Below are 15,933 nucleotides of genomic sequence, written 5' to 3' on the forward strand. Positions count from 1 at the left end.
CCTGACGATTTGACCGGATTCCCCGAAGGCCGTCGTTAGGCTTATTGAGTCGCCGTCTCGGGTGGTTGGGCGTGACCGATCTAACAGGCCTCGCCGTGGGCGGATCGCCATCGTCTCGTCTGTCCCGCGTGCGACGAAGGGGGCATCGGGCTCATGTTGGCGACAGTACAGGTCGCGCTCGCGCGTGAAAGAATGCGCTTCGATCCTGTGCACGGACCGATCGAGCGTCAGGCCGCGTGTTCGCCGGATGCAGTCGCCGCGCTCTGCGGCGAACAATCGCTGCGCTACGCCGAACTCAACGCCCGCGCCAATCGCCTGGCCCGGCACCTGCGCGCGTTGGGCGTCCGGGAGGAGGTCTGCGTCGGCGTTCTGATGGAGCGCTCGCTGGATCTGCCCGTGGCGCTGTTGGCGGTACTGAAGGCGGGGGGCGCGTTCGTACCGCTGGATCCCAACTACCCGGCGGACCGGCTGGCGTTCATGCTCGCCGACACCGCCGCGCCCGTGGTCCTGACCCAGTCGTGGCTGCGCGAGCGACTGCCTGCGAATAGCCATGGCGTCGAATGCGTATGCGTGGATACGGCCTGGGATGCGCTGTCGCAGTGGGCGGCGAGCGATCTGGACATCGAGATAGCGGAAGAACAACTCGCCTACGTTATCTATACCTCCGGCTCGACCGGGCCGCCCAAGGGCGTGGAGTTGCTGCACCGGGGACTGGCCAGTCATGCGGCATGGTTGCGCGAGGCCGTCGCCATCGTTCCCGACGACCGCATCCTGCAGTGCAATTCGATCAGTTTCGATGCCACGCTGGTGGAATTCTTCGCGCCCCTGCAAAGCGGCGCCGCGCTGGTGCTGGCCCATCCCTCGCGGCAATTGGACATGCCCTACCTGGCCGCCTTGATCGCGGGGCGGCAAGTGAGCTTGTTGAACTGCGTGCCCTCGCTTCTGCGCGGCCTGCTCGGCGAGCCCTCGCTGGCCCCGGCCAGCTTGCGTTACGTGGCCTGTGGCGGCGACGCGCTGACCGCGGAACTGGCGCGCCGATTGCGCGAGATCGCGCCCGGCGCGCGGCTGGGCAACTTCTACGGGCCGACCGAGACCACCATCGACGCGACCCATTACGAAGTGCCCGCCGAGCTGGCGGGCGATGCGGCGGTGCCGATCGGCCGACCGATCGACCGCGTCTGGTGCGAAGTGCTGGATGCGCAGCAACGGCAGGTGCCGCCGGGCGTGGTCGGCGAATTGCACGTGGGCGGCGTGGGCGTGGCACGCGGTTACCGCAACCAGCCACGGCTGACCGCCGAGCGCTTCATCGAGCATCCCTCGCGTCCCGGCGCGCGCATGTTCCGCACCGGCGACCGGGTGCGCCAGCGCGCGGACGGCAACTTCGACTTCATCGGCCGCACCGACACGCAGGTGAAGGTGCGCGGCTATCGGATCGAACTGGGCGAAGTGGAGTCGGCCTTGGCCGCGATCGACGGGGTCGTGGACTGCGCGGTGGTGCTGCGCGAGGATGCGCGCGGCGAGCCGCGGCTGGTGGCCTATGCCTCGGGCGCGGATCTGAAGGCCGACACGCTGCGTGTCGCGCTGCGGCTGCGCTTGCCCGGGCACATGCTGCCCTCCGCCTTCGTGCTGCTTGCGCGGCTGCCGATGCTGGCCAGCGGCAAGATCGATCGCGCGCGGCTGCCGGCGCCGTCGCGCGCGTCCCTCGCCCAGCAGGCCTTCGATGCGCCGCGCGGCGAGCTCGAGCAGGAGGTCGCCGGCCTCTGGCGGTCGCTGCTGGGTCTGGAGCAGGTCGGCCGCGACGACCACTTCTTCGAACTCGGCGGGCATTCGCTGCTGCTGGTCGCGATGCTGCACAGGCTGCGCCAACACGGGTGGACGGTGGACGCGCACATGGTGTTCGCCCATCCCACGCTCGCGGGCCTGTGTGCCGCGATGACCGCCACGCGGCCACCCGCCGTCGTCGCGCTGCCCGTGTCGCACGTGCCGGAAGACGCGATCGTCATCACCCCGGAGATGTTTCCCTTGCTCGATCTCGATGCGCGGGAACTGGCGCGGATCGCGGCCGAGGTGCCGGGCGGGGCGGGCAACATCCAGAACATCTATCCGCTGCTGCCGCTGCAGGAGGGGATGCTGTTCCATCACCGTTTGCAGCAGCAGGGCGATGCCTATCTGTCGCGACGCTTGCTCGGCTTCGATTCGAGCGCGCGCGCGCAGCGGTTCCTGGCCGCGCTGCAACAGGTCATCGATCGCCACGATGCGTTCCGCACGGCGATACTCTGGCGCGGCCTGTCGCGACCGGTGCAGGTGGTATTGCGTCGCGCGCAGCTGCCGGTGCTCAAGCTGCGCGGCCGGCGCGATGGCCGCGCGCGCCTGCTGGCGTGCACCGATCCGCTGATGCGACGCATGGCCCTGGACCAGGCGCCGCTGTTCTCCGCGGTGATGCTGGGCGATGCGAAGGGCGAGGGCTGCACGCTCGCCTTGCTGTCGCACCACATCATCAACGACAACGTGTCCGAGAATGTGCTGTGGGACGAAGTCGCGACGATCCTGGCGGGCGCGCCGGAGCGCCTGTCCGGGCCGGTGCCGTCGTTCCGCACTTTCGTCGGCCAGACCTTGTCGCGTGACCAGGCCGGCGCGAAAGCCTATTTCGAACGCGAGCTCGGCGACCTGTGCGAACCCACGACCCCTTTCGGCCTGGTCGATGTCCGCAACGATGGCCACCAGGCGACGGAAAGCCGGATCCGGCTGGACCCGGCGATGTGCGCGCGGTTGTCCGCGTCGGCGCGCGCGGCGGGCGTCAGTGCGGCCGTGCTGTTCCATGTGGCCTGGGCGATGGTGCTCGCGCGCTGCGACGGCCGCGACGACGTCGTGTTCGGCACCGTGCTTTCCGGCCGCCTCGCCACCGGCGACGAGACCAACGGATGCGTGGGCCTGTTGATGAATACCTTGCCGCTGCGGGTCAGACTGACGCAGGGCAGCGTGCGCCGGACCGTCGCGGCGGTGCATGCGCAGTTGGCGGAGTTGCTGGAACACGAACACGCCTCGCTGGTGCTGGCGCGATCCTGCAGCGCCGTGCCGGCGCCTGCGCCGCTGTTCAACTCCCTGCTCAACTACCGCCATGGCGACGCGGGGCATTTCCACGCCGGTAGCGGGGCCGCCCGCGATCCGCGCCTGTCCGGCATCACCCTGCTGTCCGACGAGGAACGCACTAACTATCCGATCTCGCTGACGGTCGACCAGTCCGGCGACGGCTTCGTCCTCGCCGCCCAATGCATCGCCGGCGCCGATCCGGCGCGCATCGCCGCCTACGCGTCCACCGCGATCGCCGCCTTGGTGTCGGCCTTGGAAGCCGGCGGCGACGACGACATCGCCACCCTCGACGTGCTGCCAGGCGAGGAATATCGGCGGCTCGTGGTCGACGGCAATGCGACCGCTCGCCCGTTGGGGCGGGACGGTCGAGTCGTGGACCAGCTGGCCGCCCGCATGGCCCATCGCCCCGATGCGCCGGCACTGCGCTACGGCGACGAACGCTTGAGCTATCGCGAGCTCTGCGCGCGCGTGCACCGCGCCGCGCATCGGTTGCGCGCGCGCGGCGTGGCGCGCGGCTCCCGGGTCGGCGTCTGCCTGCCGCGCGGCACCGGAATGGTGGTGACGCTGCTGGCGATCCTGCGGGCGGGCGCCGTCTACGTGCCGCTCGACCCCGAGTATCCGTGGTCGCGTCTGGCCTATATGGCCGGCGACGCGGGCCTGGATCTGATGGTGGGCGCCGCGGAACGATGGCAGGCGATCCTGCCCCCGGAGCGCGGGCTGGATCTGGCCGACTTGATCGCCGAGTCGGACGACGGGGCCGACATCGAATGGAGCGCGGACCCGCAGCGCGACGCGCGCGCGCAAGACCCCGCCTACGTGATCTACACCTCCGGTTCGACCGGAACGCCCAAGGGCGTGGTGGTGCCGCATCGCGCGCTGGAGAACTTTCTCGCCAGCATGGCGTCGGCGCCTGGGCTGAGCGCGTCCGACCGCCTGATGGCGGTCACCACCCTGAGTTTCGACATCGCAGCGCTGGAGTTGCTGCTGCCCTTGTGCGTCGGCGCGGAGGTCGTCATCGCCAGCCGCGAGATCGCATCCGACGGCGTCGCCCTGTGCGCCCTGTTGGAATCCAGCCAAGCCACCGTGATGCAGGCCACGCCGGCGACCTGGCGGATGCTGATCGAGGCCGGCTGGCAGGGCGACGCCCGCTTCAAGATTCTGGTCGGCGGCGAAGCCCTGGCCGACGATCTGTCGCTGGCCTTGCTCGCGCGCGGCGCGGAAACCTGGAACCTGTATGGCCCGACCGAGACCACGGTGTGGTCGACCTGCTGGCAGGTCAGGCCCGAGCGCGCCATGTCGATCGGCGGTCCCATCGCCAATACCAGCATTCACGTGCTCGATGCCCATCTGCGTCCGTGCCCGCTCGACGTGGCGGGCGAGATCTACATCGGCGGCGCCGGGCTCAGCCTGGGTTATCACGATCGCCCCGAGCTGACCGCGCAACGATTCGTGGACGATCCCTTCGACAGCCGGGTCGGCGCGCGCCTGTATCGAACCGGCGACCGCGGGCGCTGGTGCGCCGACGGCCTGCTCGAGCATCTGGGTCGGCTGGACTTCCAGGTCAAGCTGCGTGGGCATCGCATCGAGCCCGGAGAGATCGAAGCCCGGCTGCTCAGCCATCCGCAGGTGGCGCATGCGGTCGTGGTGGTGCGCAAGGACGCCGTGGACGATCTGCGGCTGGTGGCCTATGTGGTCCCGACGGCGGACGCGCCGGACGCGAACGCGCTGCGTGCGCATCTGCGCGAGGCGCTGCCCGAGTACATGCTGCCCAGCCACATCCAGTGCCTGTCGAGCCTGCCCTTGGCGCCCAACGGCAAGCTCGACCGCGCCGCCCTGCCGGCGCCCGAAGCCGCGCAGGCCGGTTCCGGTTTCGAGCCGCCGCGCGGCGAGATCGAACAGACGATCGCCGCCATCTGGCAGGCGCTGATCGGCGTGGAGCGGGTCGGCCGCCACGACAACTTCTTCGAGCTGGGCGGCCATTCCCTGTTGGCGATGCGGGCGGTCGCACGGATCGAAGCCGCGACCGGCGCCAGGATCACCATGCTCCAGCTCGCGACCGGTAGCCTGCATGTGCTGGCCAAGCAGGTGGCGGCGAATGCGCGGCCGCCCACGAAGCGCGCGCTGAGCGGCCTGTGGGAACACGGTTGGCGGCGGCTGCGCACGGCGCTGTCGCGCATCGCTCGCGCGGGCTGGGGGGGCGGCCGATCTTGAGGCCGCTGCGTTTTCGGGGAGGCGCTGGGCGAACGCGGCGCGCGGCCAAGCGCCTTGCGGCGGGCGCGCTGGCGGTGGCCTGAGCCTGCGGCTCTGAAACCGTGGCGCCGAAGCGGCGCCGGCCCCCTGCCGAAGGTCAGGGCTTGGGGCCGCCTAGTGCGGCCCCACGTCGTTTACAGGGGCGCGATGACCGTGCGGTTGCGGCCGGGCCGCTCGGTTCGATTTTAAATGTTAATTTCTTGYCTTTCCGGGCAAGGGGGCGGCTTGGTGTCGGGCCGGTGTCGAGGGTACTTAACAGAGTCAGCAAGAGTGCGGCGCTACGTAACCTAATGAACCTTCTAGCTGGCTACAGAGTTGTTAGCTTCCGCACAGAGCAGTGGAAGAGTGAACCACTGACATGACTACGGGTTGTTCTGCCGCCTGCTGACATGGACAAAGCTTGCTGTTGCTGTATGCGCGAGTCAGGATTGGGACGCGTCGCGTGGAGTTTTGTCCTACGCAGGGACGCGCGGGAATCGCTGCAAGCCAAGGGGACGCATGGCAGTGAAGCACATAGGACGTGTGGGGCAGCTGGCCAGCAGCCGTCGGCGCCGTCGGCGCTTTCCATCGGCTGGCGTAGAGCCGGTGCTCGCCGCCGCTAATAGTGGTCTGCCTTCCGCAATCAGCGCCGAGGCCCTCATTTCCGATTACAAGCAGTCGTAAGCCGCTCGTTTACGGCACGGTCGCTGCCTGTCTACGACGTCGCAATACTCGCCGCATCGATGTCGCCAAACACCAAGGGGAAGGTATGCAGTGGTTGGAAGTGGAGCGCCGCCGCGCTCGGATTGGCACCGTCGTTCTTGCTCTGGCTGCGAAATGCTTGTTGCTATTCGGGATGGCCCTGCCTGCCATGGCCCAGGAGAGCGAGCACCCTTGGTGGATCGGAGGGGACAACACCATCTATCCGACGCAGCGCGACGCCGAACTGGCTATTCCGCTGTTCGGCGGCCCCTACGAGTACGTGAAGTACATCCGCAATGTCTCCATTGCCAAGGACGAGATCAAGCTGACGTACTGGATGGGTCAAGAGGCTTCAGTCGTACGCGATTGGAAGTACGTCGACCTGGTCGGCGCCTTCGATACCGAGGCGGAACTGATCGCGGCCCTGGTCGCGCAAGCCAATAACAGCAGCGCGGCGGACGGCTGTACGGTAGGCACGACTGTCGCCCAGAGTAGTTGGAGCTCCCTGGCCGATTGGGACGATGGTGTCCCGCGCAGGCAGATGCAGCAGGTGACGCTGAAGTACCGCGCCGATTCCGCATTGGGCGGCCATTGCTCCCTGATCACCAGCAATCAGTTCCCGACGAGGCAGCGCGAGCGCTGCTCCAACGAGTATCTGTCCTGGCAAAGCGCCAGCAACACCTGCAGCAACAATTCTTACGAGGTGACGCTGTTGTCGGATCCGCTGGAGTGCGCCATCTGCAGCTTGGTCGGCAACCCCATCGATGTGACCACCGGCGACAAGTTTCAGCAGGAGTCGGATATCGCGCTGGGCTGGTTCACGCTCCAGCGCAGCTACCATTCGGCCGCGGCCAACGTGTCGGGCGGGTTCGGTCACGGCTGGACGCACAACCACGATAGCAAACTCAGCTTCGACGGCTCCACCCCGAGCGGAATGCTGAAGCCGGATGGATCGCATGTCGCCTTCGAAAGTGTCGGCGCGGCTTACGAGGCGGTCGACGGCAGTGGTGACCGCCTCGTCCAGAACGGCAGCGACTGGTGGCTGCATCAGGCCGACCGGATCCAGGTGTTCAATGCCGCAGGGCGGTTGGCCGAAGTGCGGTATCCGGATGGCAGCACGCTGGCCTACGCGTACGACGCCATTTCGCGTCTGACCTCGATCGCGCATTCCAGCGGCCGCGTCGTGACGTTTCAGTATGAGAACGCCGGTGGCGAAGCGCCCATCGTCGCGCTCACCTCGTCCGGTCAGGTGCTCGCCGCCTACACCTATAACGCCCAGGGACAGGTTGAGAGCGCGATCTACCCGGGCGGCGCAGCTCGCATCTATCACTACGAGGACAGCCGCTTCCCGCGCCACCTCACCGGCGTGACCCGAGAAGATGGGCAGCGCTACGCCACGTTTGCCTACGACGCCTCTGGGCGTGCGGTTTCAAGTCAGCATACCGGCGGCGTAGATAGCGTCGGCCTTGTCTACTCGCCTACCGGCGGCGCAACGGTGACCGGTGCGCTGGGCGGTACCACCGCATACGCGCTGACCACCCCAGCAGGAAGCGGGGTGCCACGGAAGGTAGCCGGATTGTCCGACAGTCGCGGCCAGATCGACCGCACCTACTACCCCGAGAGCACCGACTTCCGCCGCCGCCTCGACACCGTCACCGACCGCAATGGCACGGTCGCCAAGCACCAGTACGCCGAGATCACCGACACCGTCTCCGGCCTGTTGGTCAGCGCGCACACGGTCACCGAGGCCCAAGGTACCGCGCAGGCGCGCACCATCGAGCAGCGCACGGAGCTGGCGACTAACCGCCTGCTGATGACCCTGGCCGGCAACCGCGGAACCCGCATCACCCGCAACGCGCGCCAGCAGGCGACCGCGGTCACCGTGCGCGACACCACCACCAACGCCACCCGCACCACCGCCTACGCCTACTGCGAGGCAGCCGACGTCGCCGCCAGCAACAGCACCTGCCCGCTGCTGGGCCTGCTGAAATCGGTGGACGGCCCGCGCACCGACCTCAACGACGTCACCGCCTACGCCTATTACCCCAGCGACGACGCCAGCTGCGCGTCGGCGCCCGCGACTTGCCCGCACCGCAAGGGTGATTTGTGGAAGACGACCAATGCGCTGGGCCAGGTCACCGAGATTCTGCAGTACGACGCCCAAGGCCGCGTGCTGTCGCTGCAAGACATCAACGGCGTGGTCACCGACTACGAGTACCACCCGCGCGGTTGGCTGACCGCCACCAAGGTCCGCGGCCCCAACGCCGGCAGCGAGACGGACGATCGGATCACGTCCGTCATCTACGAATCTACCGGCCTGGTCCAGCGCACGACCGAGCCCGATGGTAGCTACTTGGGGTTCACCTACGACGTGGCCCAGCGTCTGACCGACGTCACCGACAATGCCGGCAACACCATTCATTACACCTTAGACGCCGCCGGCAACCGCACCAAGGAAGACACCAAGGACAGTGGTAACACCCTGCGCCGCACGCTCTCGCGTGTCTACAACGTCTTGGGCCAACAAACCCAGCACAAGGACGCCGGCAACCACATCACCGCTACCACCTTTGATGTCGACGGCAACCCCAGCCTGGTGACCGACCCGCTCAGTCGCGTGGTCGACCACGACTACGATCCGCTCAACCGCATCGCGCGCACCGTGCAGGACCCCGGCGGCATCGCCGCCGAAACCGTGTACCAGTACGACGCGCTGGATCAGGTTACCCAGGTCACCGATCCCAAGGGTTTGAACACCGGGTACACCTACAACGGCTTCGGCGATGTGACCCAGTTGACGAGCCCTGACACGGGCGTGACTCAGTACGGATACGACAGCGCAGGCAACCTCGGCAGCCGTCAGGACGCCAACGATGCGCAGGCGCATACCTACGCTTACGATGCGCTCAATCGTTTGACCTCGGTGTCGATGCTGGCCACCAGCGGCGGCAACGACATCGTCTATCAGTACGACGGCTTCAATACCGGCTGCGGCGGCGAGCCCTCGCTCGCGCAGGGCCACATGACCCGGACCACCAAGACCTTCGGCGCCACGATGATGTACTGCTACGGCCGTTTCGGCCAGGTCGAAACCAAGATGCAGATCGTGGGTGGCCGGTTCTTTGTGGTGAACTACACCTACACCGCCGCGGGCGACGTGAAGTCGATCAACTACCCCGACGGTGCCGTCGTCGACTATGTGCGCAACGCCCAAGGCCGCATCATCGAAGTTGGCGTGACCCCGAATGGCGGCAGCCGCACGATGCTGCTCAACCAGACTGGCTACGCCCCGTTCGGCCCCGCGGTGGGCTGGGTCTACGGCAACGGCCGCACCTTGGCGCGCCAACACGATCTCGACTACCGGCCCAGCACGATCCAGGACAACGCCAGTGGCGGCCTGTCGCTGCACTACGGTTACGACGCCGCCGGCCAGCTCACTGAACTCAAAGACGGGCTGCAAAGCGCGTTCCTGGCCCGCTACGACTACGACAACCTTGGGCGCCTGACCATTCTGCGCGACGGCACTAGCAGTGTCCCGATCGAGACCTACACTTACGACGCCATCGGCAACCGCACCAGTCTGTTACACGGCAGCTATACCAAGCCGTTCACATACGCCAGTAACAGCCACCGACTCAGTTCGGTGGACGGCGTGGTGCGCGACTACGACGGCGTCGGCAACACCACGGCCATCGGTGGCACGACCAAGCAGTTCAACTACGGCGAAGACGACCGTCTGCGCAGCGTGCTGCAGGGTGGCACGTTCGTGCGCCATTACTCGTACAACGCGTTGGGTGAGCGAGTGTTGTCGATCGTTCCGGGCGTGACCGGCAACCCTGACGGCAGCGGCGGCATACCGGACGTCCACACCTACACCGTCTACGACGAATCCGGCCGTTGGTTGGGCGACTACGACACCACCGGAAAGGCGTTGCAACAGGCGATCTGGTTGGACGGCCTCCCGGTCGGTCTGCTGGCCGGTGCCGGCGCCAACCAGAAACTCCATTACATCGAACCCGACCACCTGGGCACCCCGCGCGCCGTCATCGACCGCACCCGCGACGTCGCTATCTGGACTTGGGCGCTACAGGGCGAGGCGTTCGGCAACAGCCCGCCGAATCAAGACCCGGACCTGGACAGCACCGCGTTCGTGCTGGACATGCGGTTCCCGGGGCAGCGGTATGACATGGCGAGCGGACTTAACTACAACTACTTCCGGGATTACGATGCGGCGAGTGGGCGGTACGTGCAGTCGGATCCGATCGGCTTGCGGGGTGGGATCACAACCTACGGCTACGCTGGTGCAGATCCGTTGACCTATAGCGATCCCCTCGGGCTTGCAAAAATGAACCTTTTTCCGCCGAATACCGGTGCCTGGCGCCTGTTTGAGAAGATTCCGGACAGCGATGATGAATGCCTGGTCGGTGGCCACGGGACGCCGTTCTATGTAGCAAAGCAGTCTCCTGCGCAACTGGCGGATAGAATAAGCAATGACGCTGCTTGTCGGGATAAGCGCATCATCTTGTATGCGTGCAATACCGGAGTTCGACCGGAAGAAGGAAGCAAGAAGGCGTATGGTGCGAGGCTGGCAAAGGAAACGGGGCAGTGGGTAGGGGCGCCAAACAATTGGGGGTGGCTCATCCCAGAAAATGAACTCGGCATTGCCTGGTACTTGATAGCTCCGAGCATTCACCATCTCGACTATCACACGGATGAAGGAGCAGTGATGGCCGACGGAGTGTCATCGACTGAGGTTGGCGATTGGGTACATTTCTCGCCGAACTAGGAGGCGCGTATGAAAGGAATGGTCGTGGCTTTGTTTTTGTTCGGTGCGACTATGGCGAGTGCGCAGGATCGTGTGACCCTGGCAAACCAAAGTCATAGCCTCTCTGAGAGTGAGTTGGCCATTCTTTCGGATCAGGCGAATGCTGGTTCAAAGGAGGCCGCTATAAGGCTCTCAGATAGATACTTCTATGATCTGACGAAAGGTCAACAACGAAAGATGCGGGTAAAGGCGCTCGAATGGGCGCTGATCGGTGCTGAGAACGGCTCCGCAGAGTCTCAGTTCCAGGCGTACTCACTATTGAGTACGAGTGATGAAAGATCAAAGCAGATCAGGGCACTGTTCTGGTTGAAGCAATCTGCCGCTAATGGCTATGTTGATGCGCAAGTCCAACTTAAGAGCTGTCCGAGCATTGAAGCTAGGCGTCTCTCCGGAACTCCATGTTTTGGCTCGCAATCGGAGTGATGTAGCAAACTTGTAAGAGCTTCCTGGCTCGCTCTGGGTCTCGTTGGGCATCTCTCAGCCATAAGCGATGACTTAAGTGGAAGTGATCGCGGGCGCAAGGCAGTTGATCGGTGAGTCCCGAAACAGGGTCAGAGTGGACCATGTAGAAGGCTGCCTGGCCCGCATGTCGCTCAACCGCGTCTCGCGCCCGGTTCAGTAGAAGCTGGCTTCGCGCCGCACCTGGGCCTGCCCCGCGCGGCGACACGCAGGAACCGCTGCAGCTCACAGAGAACCTAGGCAGTGATGCATACGGAGTAACGACCCGGCATGCGCCGCGGCCCTTATTGCAACCAGAAGCAGGGGTCAGAGTGGGCTTTCTAGAAAGTCCACTCGGACCCCTGTTTACTCTTGGCCCTGTGGTCGGCGCTGCTGCCGCTGGTTCTGAGCCTGCTCAGCCTGGTGCGGCTGTGGTCGGCCTGGCGCGCGCCGGACTTCGGCTTCTGGCGCAAGATCCGCCACAGCCTGGCCCTGCTGGTGTTCCTGGCTGCGGCCTGGGGCCTGTGGTTCTGGAACGTGCTGCCCTGGAAGCTGTAAGCGGGCGGCGGGCCGGTCCCACGGGGCCGGCCCCCCTGCCGAAGGTCAGGGCTTGGGGCCGCCTAGTGCGGCCCCACGTCGTTTACAGGGGCGCGATGACCGTGCGGTTGCGGCCGGGCCGCTCGGTTCAGGGGGCGGCTTGGTGTCGGGCCCGGACCGGATCGGCGTTCGTTCTATCCACGCAACACTGCGGAACTTCCGGGGTCTTTAGCAGTCATAGACCCCGACTGCTAAGATGGCTGCCATGACCCAGATCCCCCTCTCGAACGCCCTAGTCGCCAACAACCTGCCTGTGCCCAGCGCGCTCGGTTCGCTGGACGCGTATATCGGCGCGGTGCACCGCATCCCGGTGCTGACCGCCGAGGACGAGCAGGACTTGGCGCGTCGCTTCCGCGACGAAGAAGACCTCGACGCCGCCCGCGAGCTGGTGCATTCGCACCTGCGCTTCGTGGTGCACGTCGCCCGTGGCTATAACGGTTACGGCCTGCAGATCGGCGACCTGATCCAGGAAGGCAACATCGGCCTGATGAAGGCGGTGAAGCGCTTCGACCCGGAACAGGGCGTGCGCCTGGTCTCGTTCGCGGTCCATTGGATCCGCGCCGAGATGCACGAGTTCATCCTCAAGAACTGGCGCATCGTCAAGGTCGCCACGACCAAGGCGCAGCGCAAGCTGTTCTTCAACCTGCGCAAGAGCAAGAAGCGCCTGGGTTGGATGAACGCCGAGGAAGTCAGCCAGGTCGCCAAGGACCTCAACGTCTCCGAGCGCGAAGTGCTGGAGATGGAGTCGCGCCTGTCCGGCCGCGACGTCGGTTTCGATGCGCCGGCCGACGAGGACGACGACCACGCGCCGCCGTCGCCGGCCGCGTACCTGCGCGCGCACGACGAGGACCCGTCGCAGAGCTACGAGCGCGAGGACGAGGAAGACAACCAGCTCGCTCTGCTGCGCGAAGGCCTGTCGGGCCTGGACGAGCGTTCGCGCGACATCGTCAAGCGCCGCTGGCTGGACGCCGACAGCAAGATCACGCTGCAGGAACTGGCCGACGAATATGGCGTCAGCGCCGAGCGCATCCGCCAGATCGAAGCCAACGCGCTGAAGAAGATGCGGGCGCTGTTCGCGGCCTGATCCGCGGTAGCCAACGCAACCAAAACGGCCCGGGAAACCGGGCCGTTTCGTTTTGGGCGCCGCCTCAGGGCGTCGCGTTCAAGGCCTGCCCCAGGCGGCGATACATCGACAGCAACTGCGTGGACGAGCGGACGCCGGCCTGGCCCTGACTGAGGTTGAGGTCGCGGGTTTCGGCCTGCAGCAGGCGGCTCAGATCCGCGACCGGCAGTTCCCCATCCGGATGCCGGTAGACCGCATCGATCAGGATGAAGCGCGGCACCTGCGGAAAGTCGCGCATCGCCTGTTGCAGCATGGCCCGGAACGCGGCGTCCGGCGTTTGCCCCGGGGCGGGGTGGGCATGTTCGATGCGGCTGCGCGCGAAGGTCTCGTCGCGGTAGCGTTTCCAGCCCAGTTCGTCCGTCTGCGCCAGGCCGGCTTCGTCGCCGACGCTCTGCTGCAGGAAGGCCAGCACGCGCAGGGCCTCGAAATCGCCGGCGCTGCTGTAGGCGCGTTCGCGCAGGGTCGCGGCGTGGCGGGCGTGGAACGCCGAGAAGTCGAGTTCGTCCTCCGCGTCCGCGGCCAGACGCCCGAGCACGATCCGGCCCAGCGCCGAACTCGCCGGATAGGAGTGCGCGCCGACCAGGAGCTGGCAGCGATCGAGGTCGGCGACGCCGAGTTTGCGCTCGCTGTCGATCAACAGCGGCCACAGGCAATCCCATTCGGCGCGTTCGCGCTTCTGCGCGGACCACAGGCGCGCCATCAGGTCGTGCAGCGCGTCGCGCGCGGCCGCGTTCTGGCCGTAGTTCCACCAGTCGCTGCGCCAGTCGAAGGCGCGCGCCAGCGCGCGGTCCAGGGCGACGCGGTCGCCGGCTTCGGCTTTGCGGTAGTCCTCGTCGTGCAGCGTCAGGTAGTCGGTGCCGCCGAACACGGCGTAGGACATTTTCTCGGCGCCGACATGCGACTCGCGCACTTTGGAGGCCTGCACCAGGTCGTAGGCGCCGCGCTCGTCGCCGGTGGCGAGTTGGCAGTAGGCGTACAGGAAGGTCGCCTGCGGCGGCAACGCGCCAACGGTCTTCAGTCGCTTCCATAGCGGCAGCGCGCGCGGGCAGTCGTCGTTGCGGGTGTAGTGCAAGGCCAGCTCATAGACGATCAGCGGCTGGTCCGGCAGCAGTTCGTCGGCGCTGCGATGCAGTCGCTCCGAAGTCGCCGGCGCCAGCGCCCATAGCCGGTTGGCGACCACGAAGCGGCGTGCGGCGCCGCCTTTTTCGGCATAGGCGACTTCGCTGGCGATGGCTTCGGCCAGACGGCCGGTGTAGCCCATGTTGCCTTGCTGCTTGTCGCGGGCGTCGGCGGCGTCGCTTTCGACGCGGACCTGCTGCAGGAACTCCTCGACCGCGTCGGCGCTGGCGGGCGCTGCCTGGGCTTTGGCCGCGTCCGCGAACGGCGCGTGCGCCGCGGCGGCGGGCGCGCTGGGCGCGTCGCCGGAGGAGCAGGCGGCCAGCGCCAGCAGCAGCGGGGCGAGCGGCCGGTTCGCGATGGCGTTGGGGTGCGGTGCGTCGCTCATGGCGTCCCTGCGATGAGAGGAGGCGGGCCTCGGTCCGGGCGATGCTAACGCATCGTCGGCGCGCGCGGCCGGCGGCCGCGCGCGTGTGGACTGATCCTCGAATCCGAGTGCGCGGCGGACGCGGGGCGCGTCCGCCGCGCCGCGGCTAGTCGTCGCGATCGCCGAGGATGATGCGGGCGTGGCGCTGATAGCTCCAATACGCCCAGGCCCAGTTGATCAGCACGATCACGCGGTTGCGGAAGCCGATCAGGAAGAACACGTGCGCGGCCAGCCAGAACCACCAGGCCAGCAGGCCCGAGAGTTTGAAGCCGTGCACGTCGACCACCGCCGCCATGCGCCCGATCGTGGCCAGGTTGCCGTAGTCCTTGTAGCGGAACGGTGCGGTCGGCCGGCCTGCGAGGCGGTCGAGGATCGCGCGCGCGACGTATGCGCCCATCTGCTTGGCCGCGGGCGCGACGCCGGGCACCGGCTTGCCGTCCTGCTGCACGCTGGCCAAGTCGCCAGCGACGAAGATCTCCGGATGGCCGGGCACGCTGAGGTCGGGCTGCACCTGGACCCGGCCGGCGCGGTCGCGCGGCGCGTCCAGTAGCGCGCCCAGCTTGGACGCGGCCACGCCGGCGGCCCAGATCACTGTGCGCGCGGGCACGACGGTGTCGCCCAGGGTGTAGCCGTGCTCGTCGATCGCGTTGACCGGCGTGCCGGTGACGACTTCGACGCCGAGCTTCTGCAGCTGCTTGCGCGCCTTCTCCGACAGCTCCTCGGGGAAGCTGGACAGCACGCGCGGGCCGGCTTCGATCAGACGCACCTTGGCCTGGGCCGGGTCGATGCGGCGGAACTCGCGGCGCAGGGTCTTGCGCGCGATCTCGGCCAGGGTGCCGGCCAGTTCGACGCCGGTGGGGCCGCCGCCGACCACGGCGAAACTCAGCCAGGCCGCGCGTTCGGCTTCGTCCTGCGCCGCCTCGGCGCGTTCGAACGCGAGCAACAGGCGACGCCGGATGTGCAGGGCGTCGTCCAGGGTCTTCAGGCCGGGCGCGTCCTGCGCCCAGTCGTCGTGGCCGAAATAAGCATGGGAGGCTCCGCTGGCGAGCAGCAGCATGTCGTAGCCGATGCGGTCGCCGTCGGCGAGTTCGACCTCGCGCGCGGCTGCGTCCAGACCCACCACCTCGCCCAGCCGCACCTCGACGTTGCGCTGGCCGCGCAGGATGTGGCGCAGCGGGGCGGCGATGTCGGGCGAGGACAGCCCGGCGGTGGCCACCTGGTACAGCAGCGGCTGGAACAGGTGGTGGTTGCGGCGGTCGATCAGGGTGATGCGCACGTCGGCCGAGGTCAACGCGCGCGTGGTCCACAGGCCGCCGAAGCCGCCGCCCACGATCACGATATGCGCGACGCGCTTGCCGCCTCCCGGAGGTTCATGGCTCATGCGCG

The 15,933-nt window shown here is 67.1% G+C and carries 7 protein-coding genes; 5 read left to right on the forward strand and 2 right to left on the reverse strand.

Annotated features, from left to right (window positions below):
* Window positions 1-192: 192 nt before the first annotated feature.
* The 5 genes from ASD69_RS11500 (at window position 193) to rpoH (ending at window position 12,965) form a co-directional block, all read left to right on the forward strand.
* Entirely contained in the window at window positions 193-5,301 is a 5,109-nt protein-coding gene (locus tag ASD69_RS11500; RefSeq protein WP_056177935.1) for a non-ribosomal peptide synthetase, read from the forward strand.
* Between the two features lie 787 nt (window positions 5,302-6,088).
* Window positions 6,089-10,807, forward strand: a complete 4,719-nt coding sequence (locus ASD69_RS11505) for an RHS repeat-associated core domain-containing protein (protein WP_082576437.1) — start codon at window positions 6,089-6,091, stop codon at window positions 10,805-10,807.
* A 9-nt stretch (window positions 10,808-10,816) separates the two neighbouring features.
* The gene (locus tag ASD69_RS21925) at window positions 10,817-11,269 is read left to right on the forward strand and encodes a hypothetical protein (RefSeq protein ID WP_157489352.1); all 453 of its coding nucleotides are present in this window, start codon (window positions 10,817-10,819) and stop codon (window positions 11,267-11,269) included.
* Window positions 11,270-11,656: 387 nt separating this feature from the next.
* On the forward strand, window positions 11,657-11,842 hold the full coding sequence (locus tag ASD69_RS11510) for a hypothetical protein (RefSeq protein WP_056177939.1): 186 nt from the start codon (window positions 11,657-11,659) through the stop codon (window positions 11,840-11,842).
* A gap of 244 nt (window positions 11,843-12,086) precedes the next feature.
* Entirely contained in the window at window positions 12,087-12,965 is an 879-nt protein-coding gene (gene rpoH / locus ASD69_RS11515; RefSeq protein WP_056177941.1) for an RNA polymerase sigma factor RpoH, read from the forward strand.
* Window positions 12,966-13,029: 64 nt separating this feature from the next.
* Here the strand turns inward: rpoH and ASD69_RS11520 are convergent, their stop codons facing one another.
* Both ASD69_RS11520 and ASD69_RS11525 read right to left on the reverse strand, forming a co-directional pair.
* Window positions 13,030-14,508, reverse strand: coding sequence for a hypothetical protein (locus tag ASD69_RS11520; RefSeq protein ID WP_056177942.1), 1,479 nt, complete (start codon window positions 14,506-14,508; stop codon window positions 13,030-13,032).
* 145 nt (window positions 14,509-14,653) lie between these two features.
* On the reverse strand, window positions 14,654-15,928 hold the full coding sequence (locus ASD69_RS11525; protein ID WP_056177944.1) for an NAD(P)/FAD-dependent oxidoreductase: 1,275 nt from the start codon (window positions 15,926-15,928) through the stop codon (window positions 14,654-14,656).
* Between the last annotated feature and the right edge of the window lie 5 nt (window positions 15,929-15,933).

The organism is Lysobacter sp. Root604 (genome assembly GCF_001427505.1).
GTDB lineage: Bacteria > Pseudomonadota > Gammaproteobacteria > Xanthomonadales > Xanthomonadaceae > Lysobacter.

Excerpts from the sequence above, each read along its gene's own strand:
- ASD69_RS11500 (WP_056177935.1), top strand. The coding sequence starts at position 193 with ATGCGCTTCGATCCTGTGCACGGACCGATCGAGCGTCAGGCCGCGTGT.
- ASD69_RS11505 (WP_082576437.1), top strand. The coding sequence starts at position 6,089 with ATGCAGTGGTTGGAAGTGGAGCGCCGCCGCGCTCGGATTGGCACCGTC.
- ASD69_RS21925 (WP_157489352.1), top strand. The coding sequence starts at position 10,817 with ATGAAAGGAATGGTCGTGGCTTTGTTTTTGTTCGGTGCGACTATGGCG.
- rpoH (WP_056177941.1), top strand. The coding sequence starts at position 12,087 with ATGACCCAGATCCCCCTCTCGAACGCCCTAGTCGCCAACAACCTGCCT.
- ASD69_RS11520 (WP_056177942.1), bottom strand. The coding sequence starts at position 14,508 with ATGAGCGACGCACCGCACCCCAACGCCATCGCGAACCGGCCGCTCGCC.
- ASD69_RS11525 (WP_056177944.1), bottom strand. The coding sequence starts at position 15,928 with ATGAGCCATGAACCTCCGGGAGGCGGCAAGCGCGTCGCGCATATCGTG.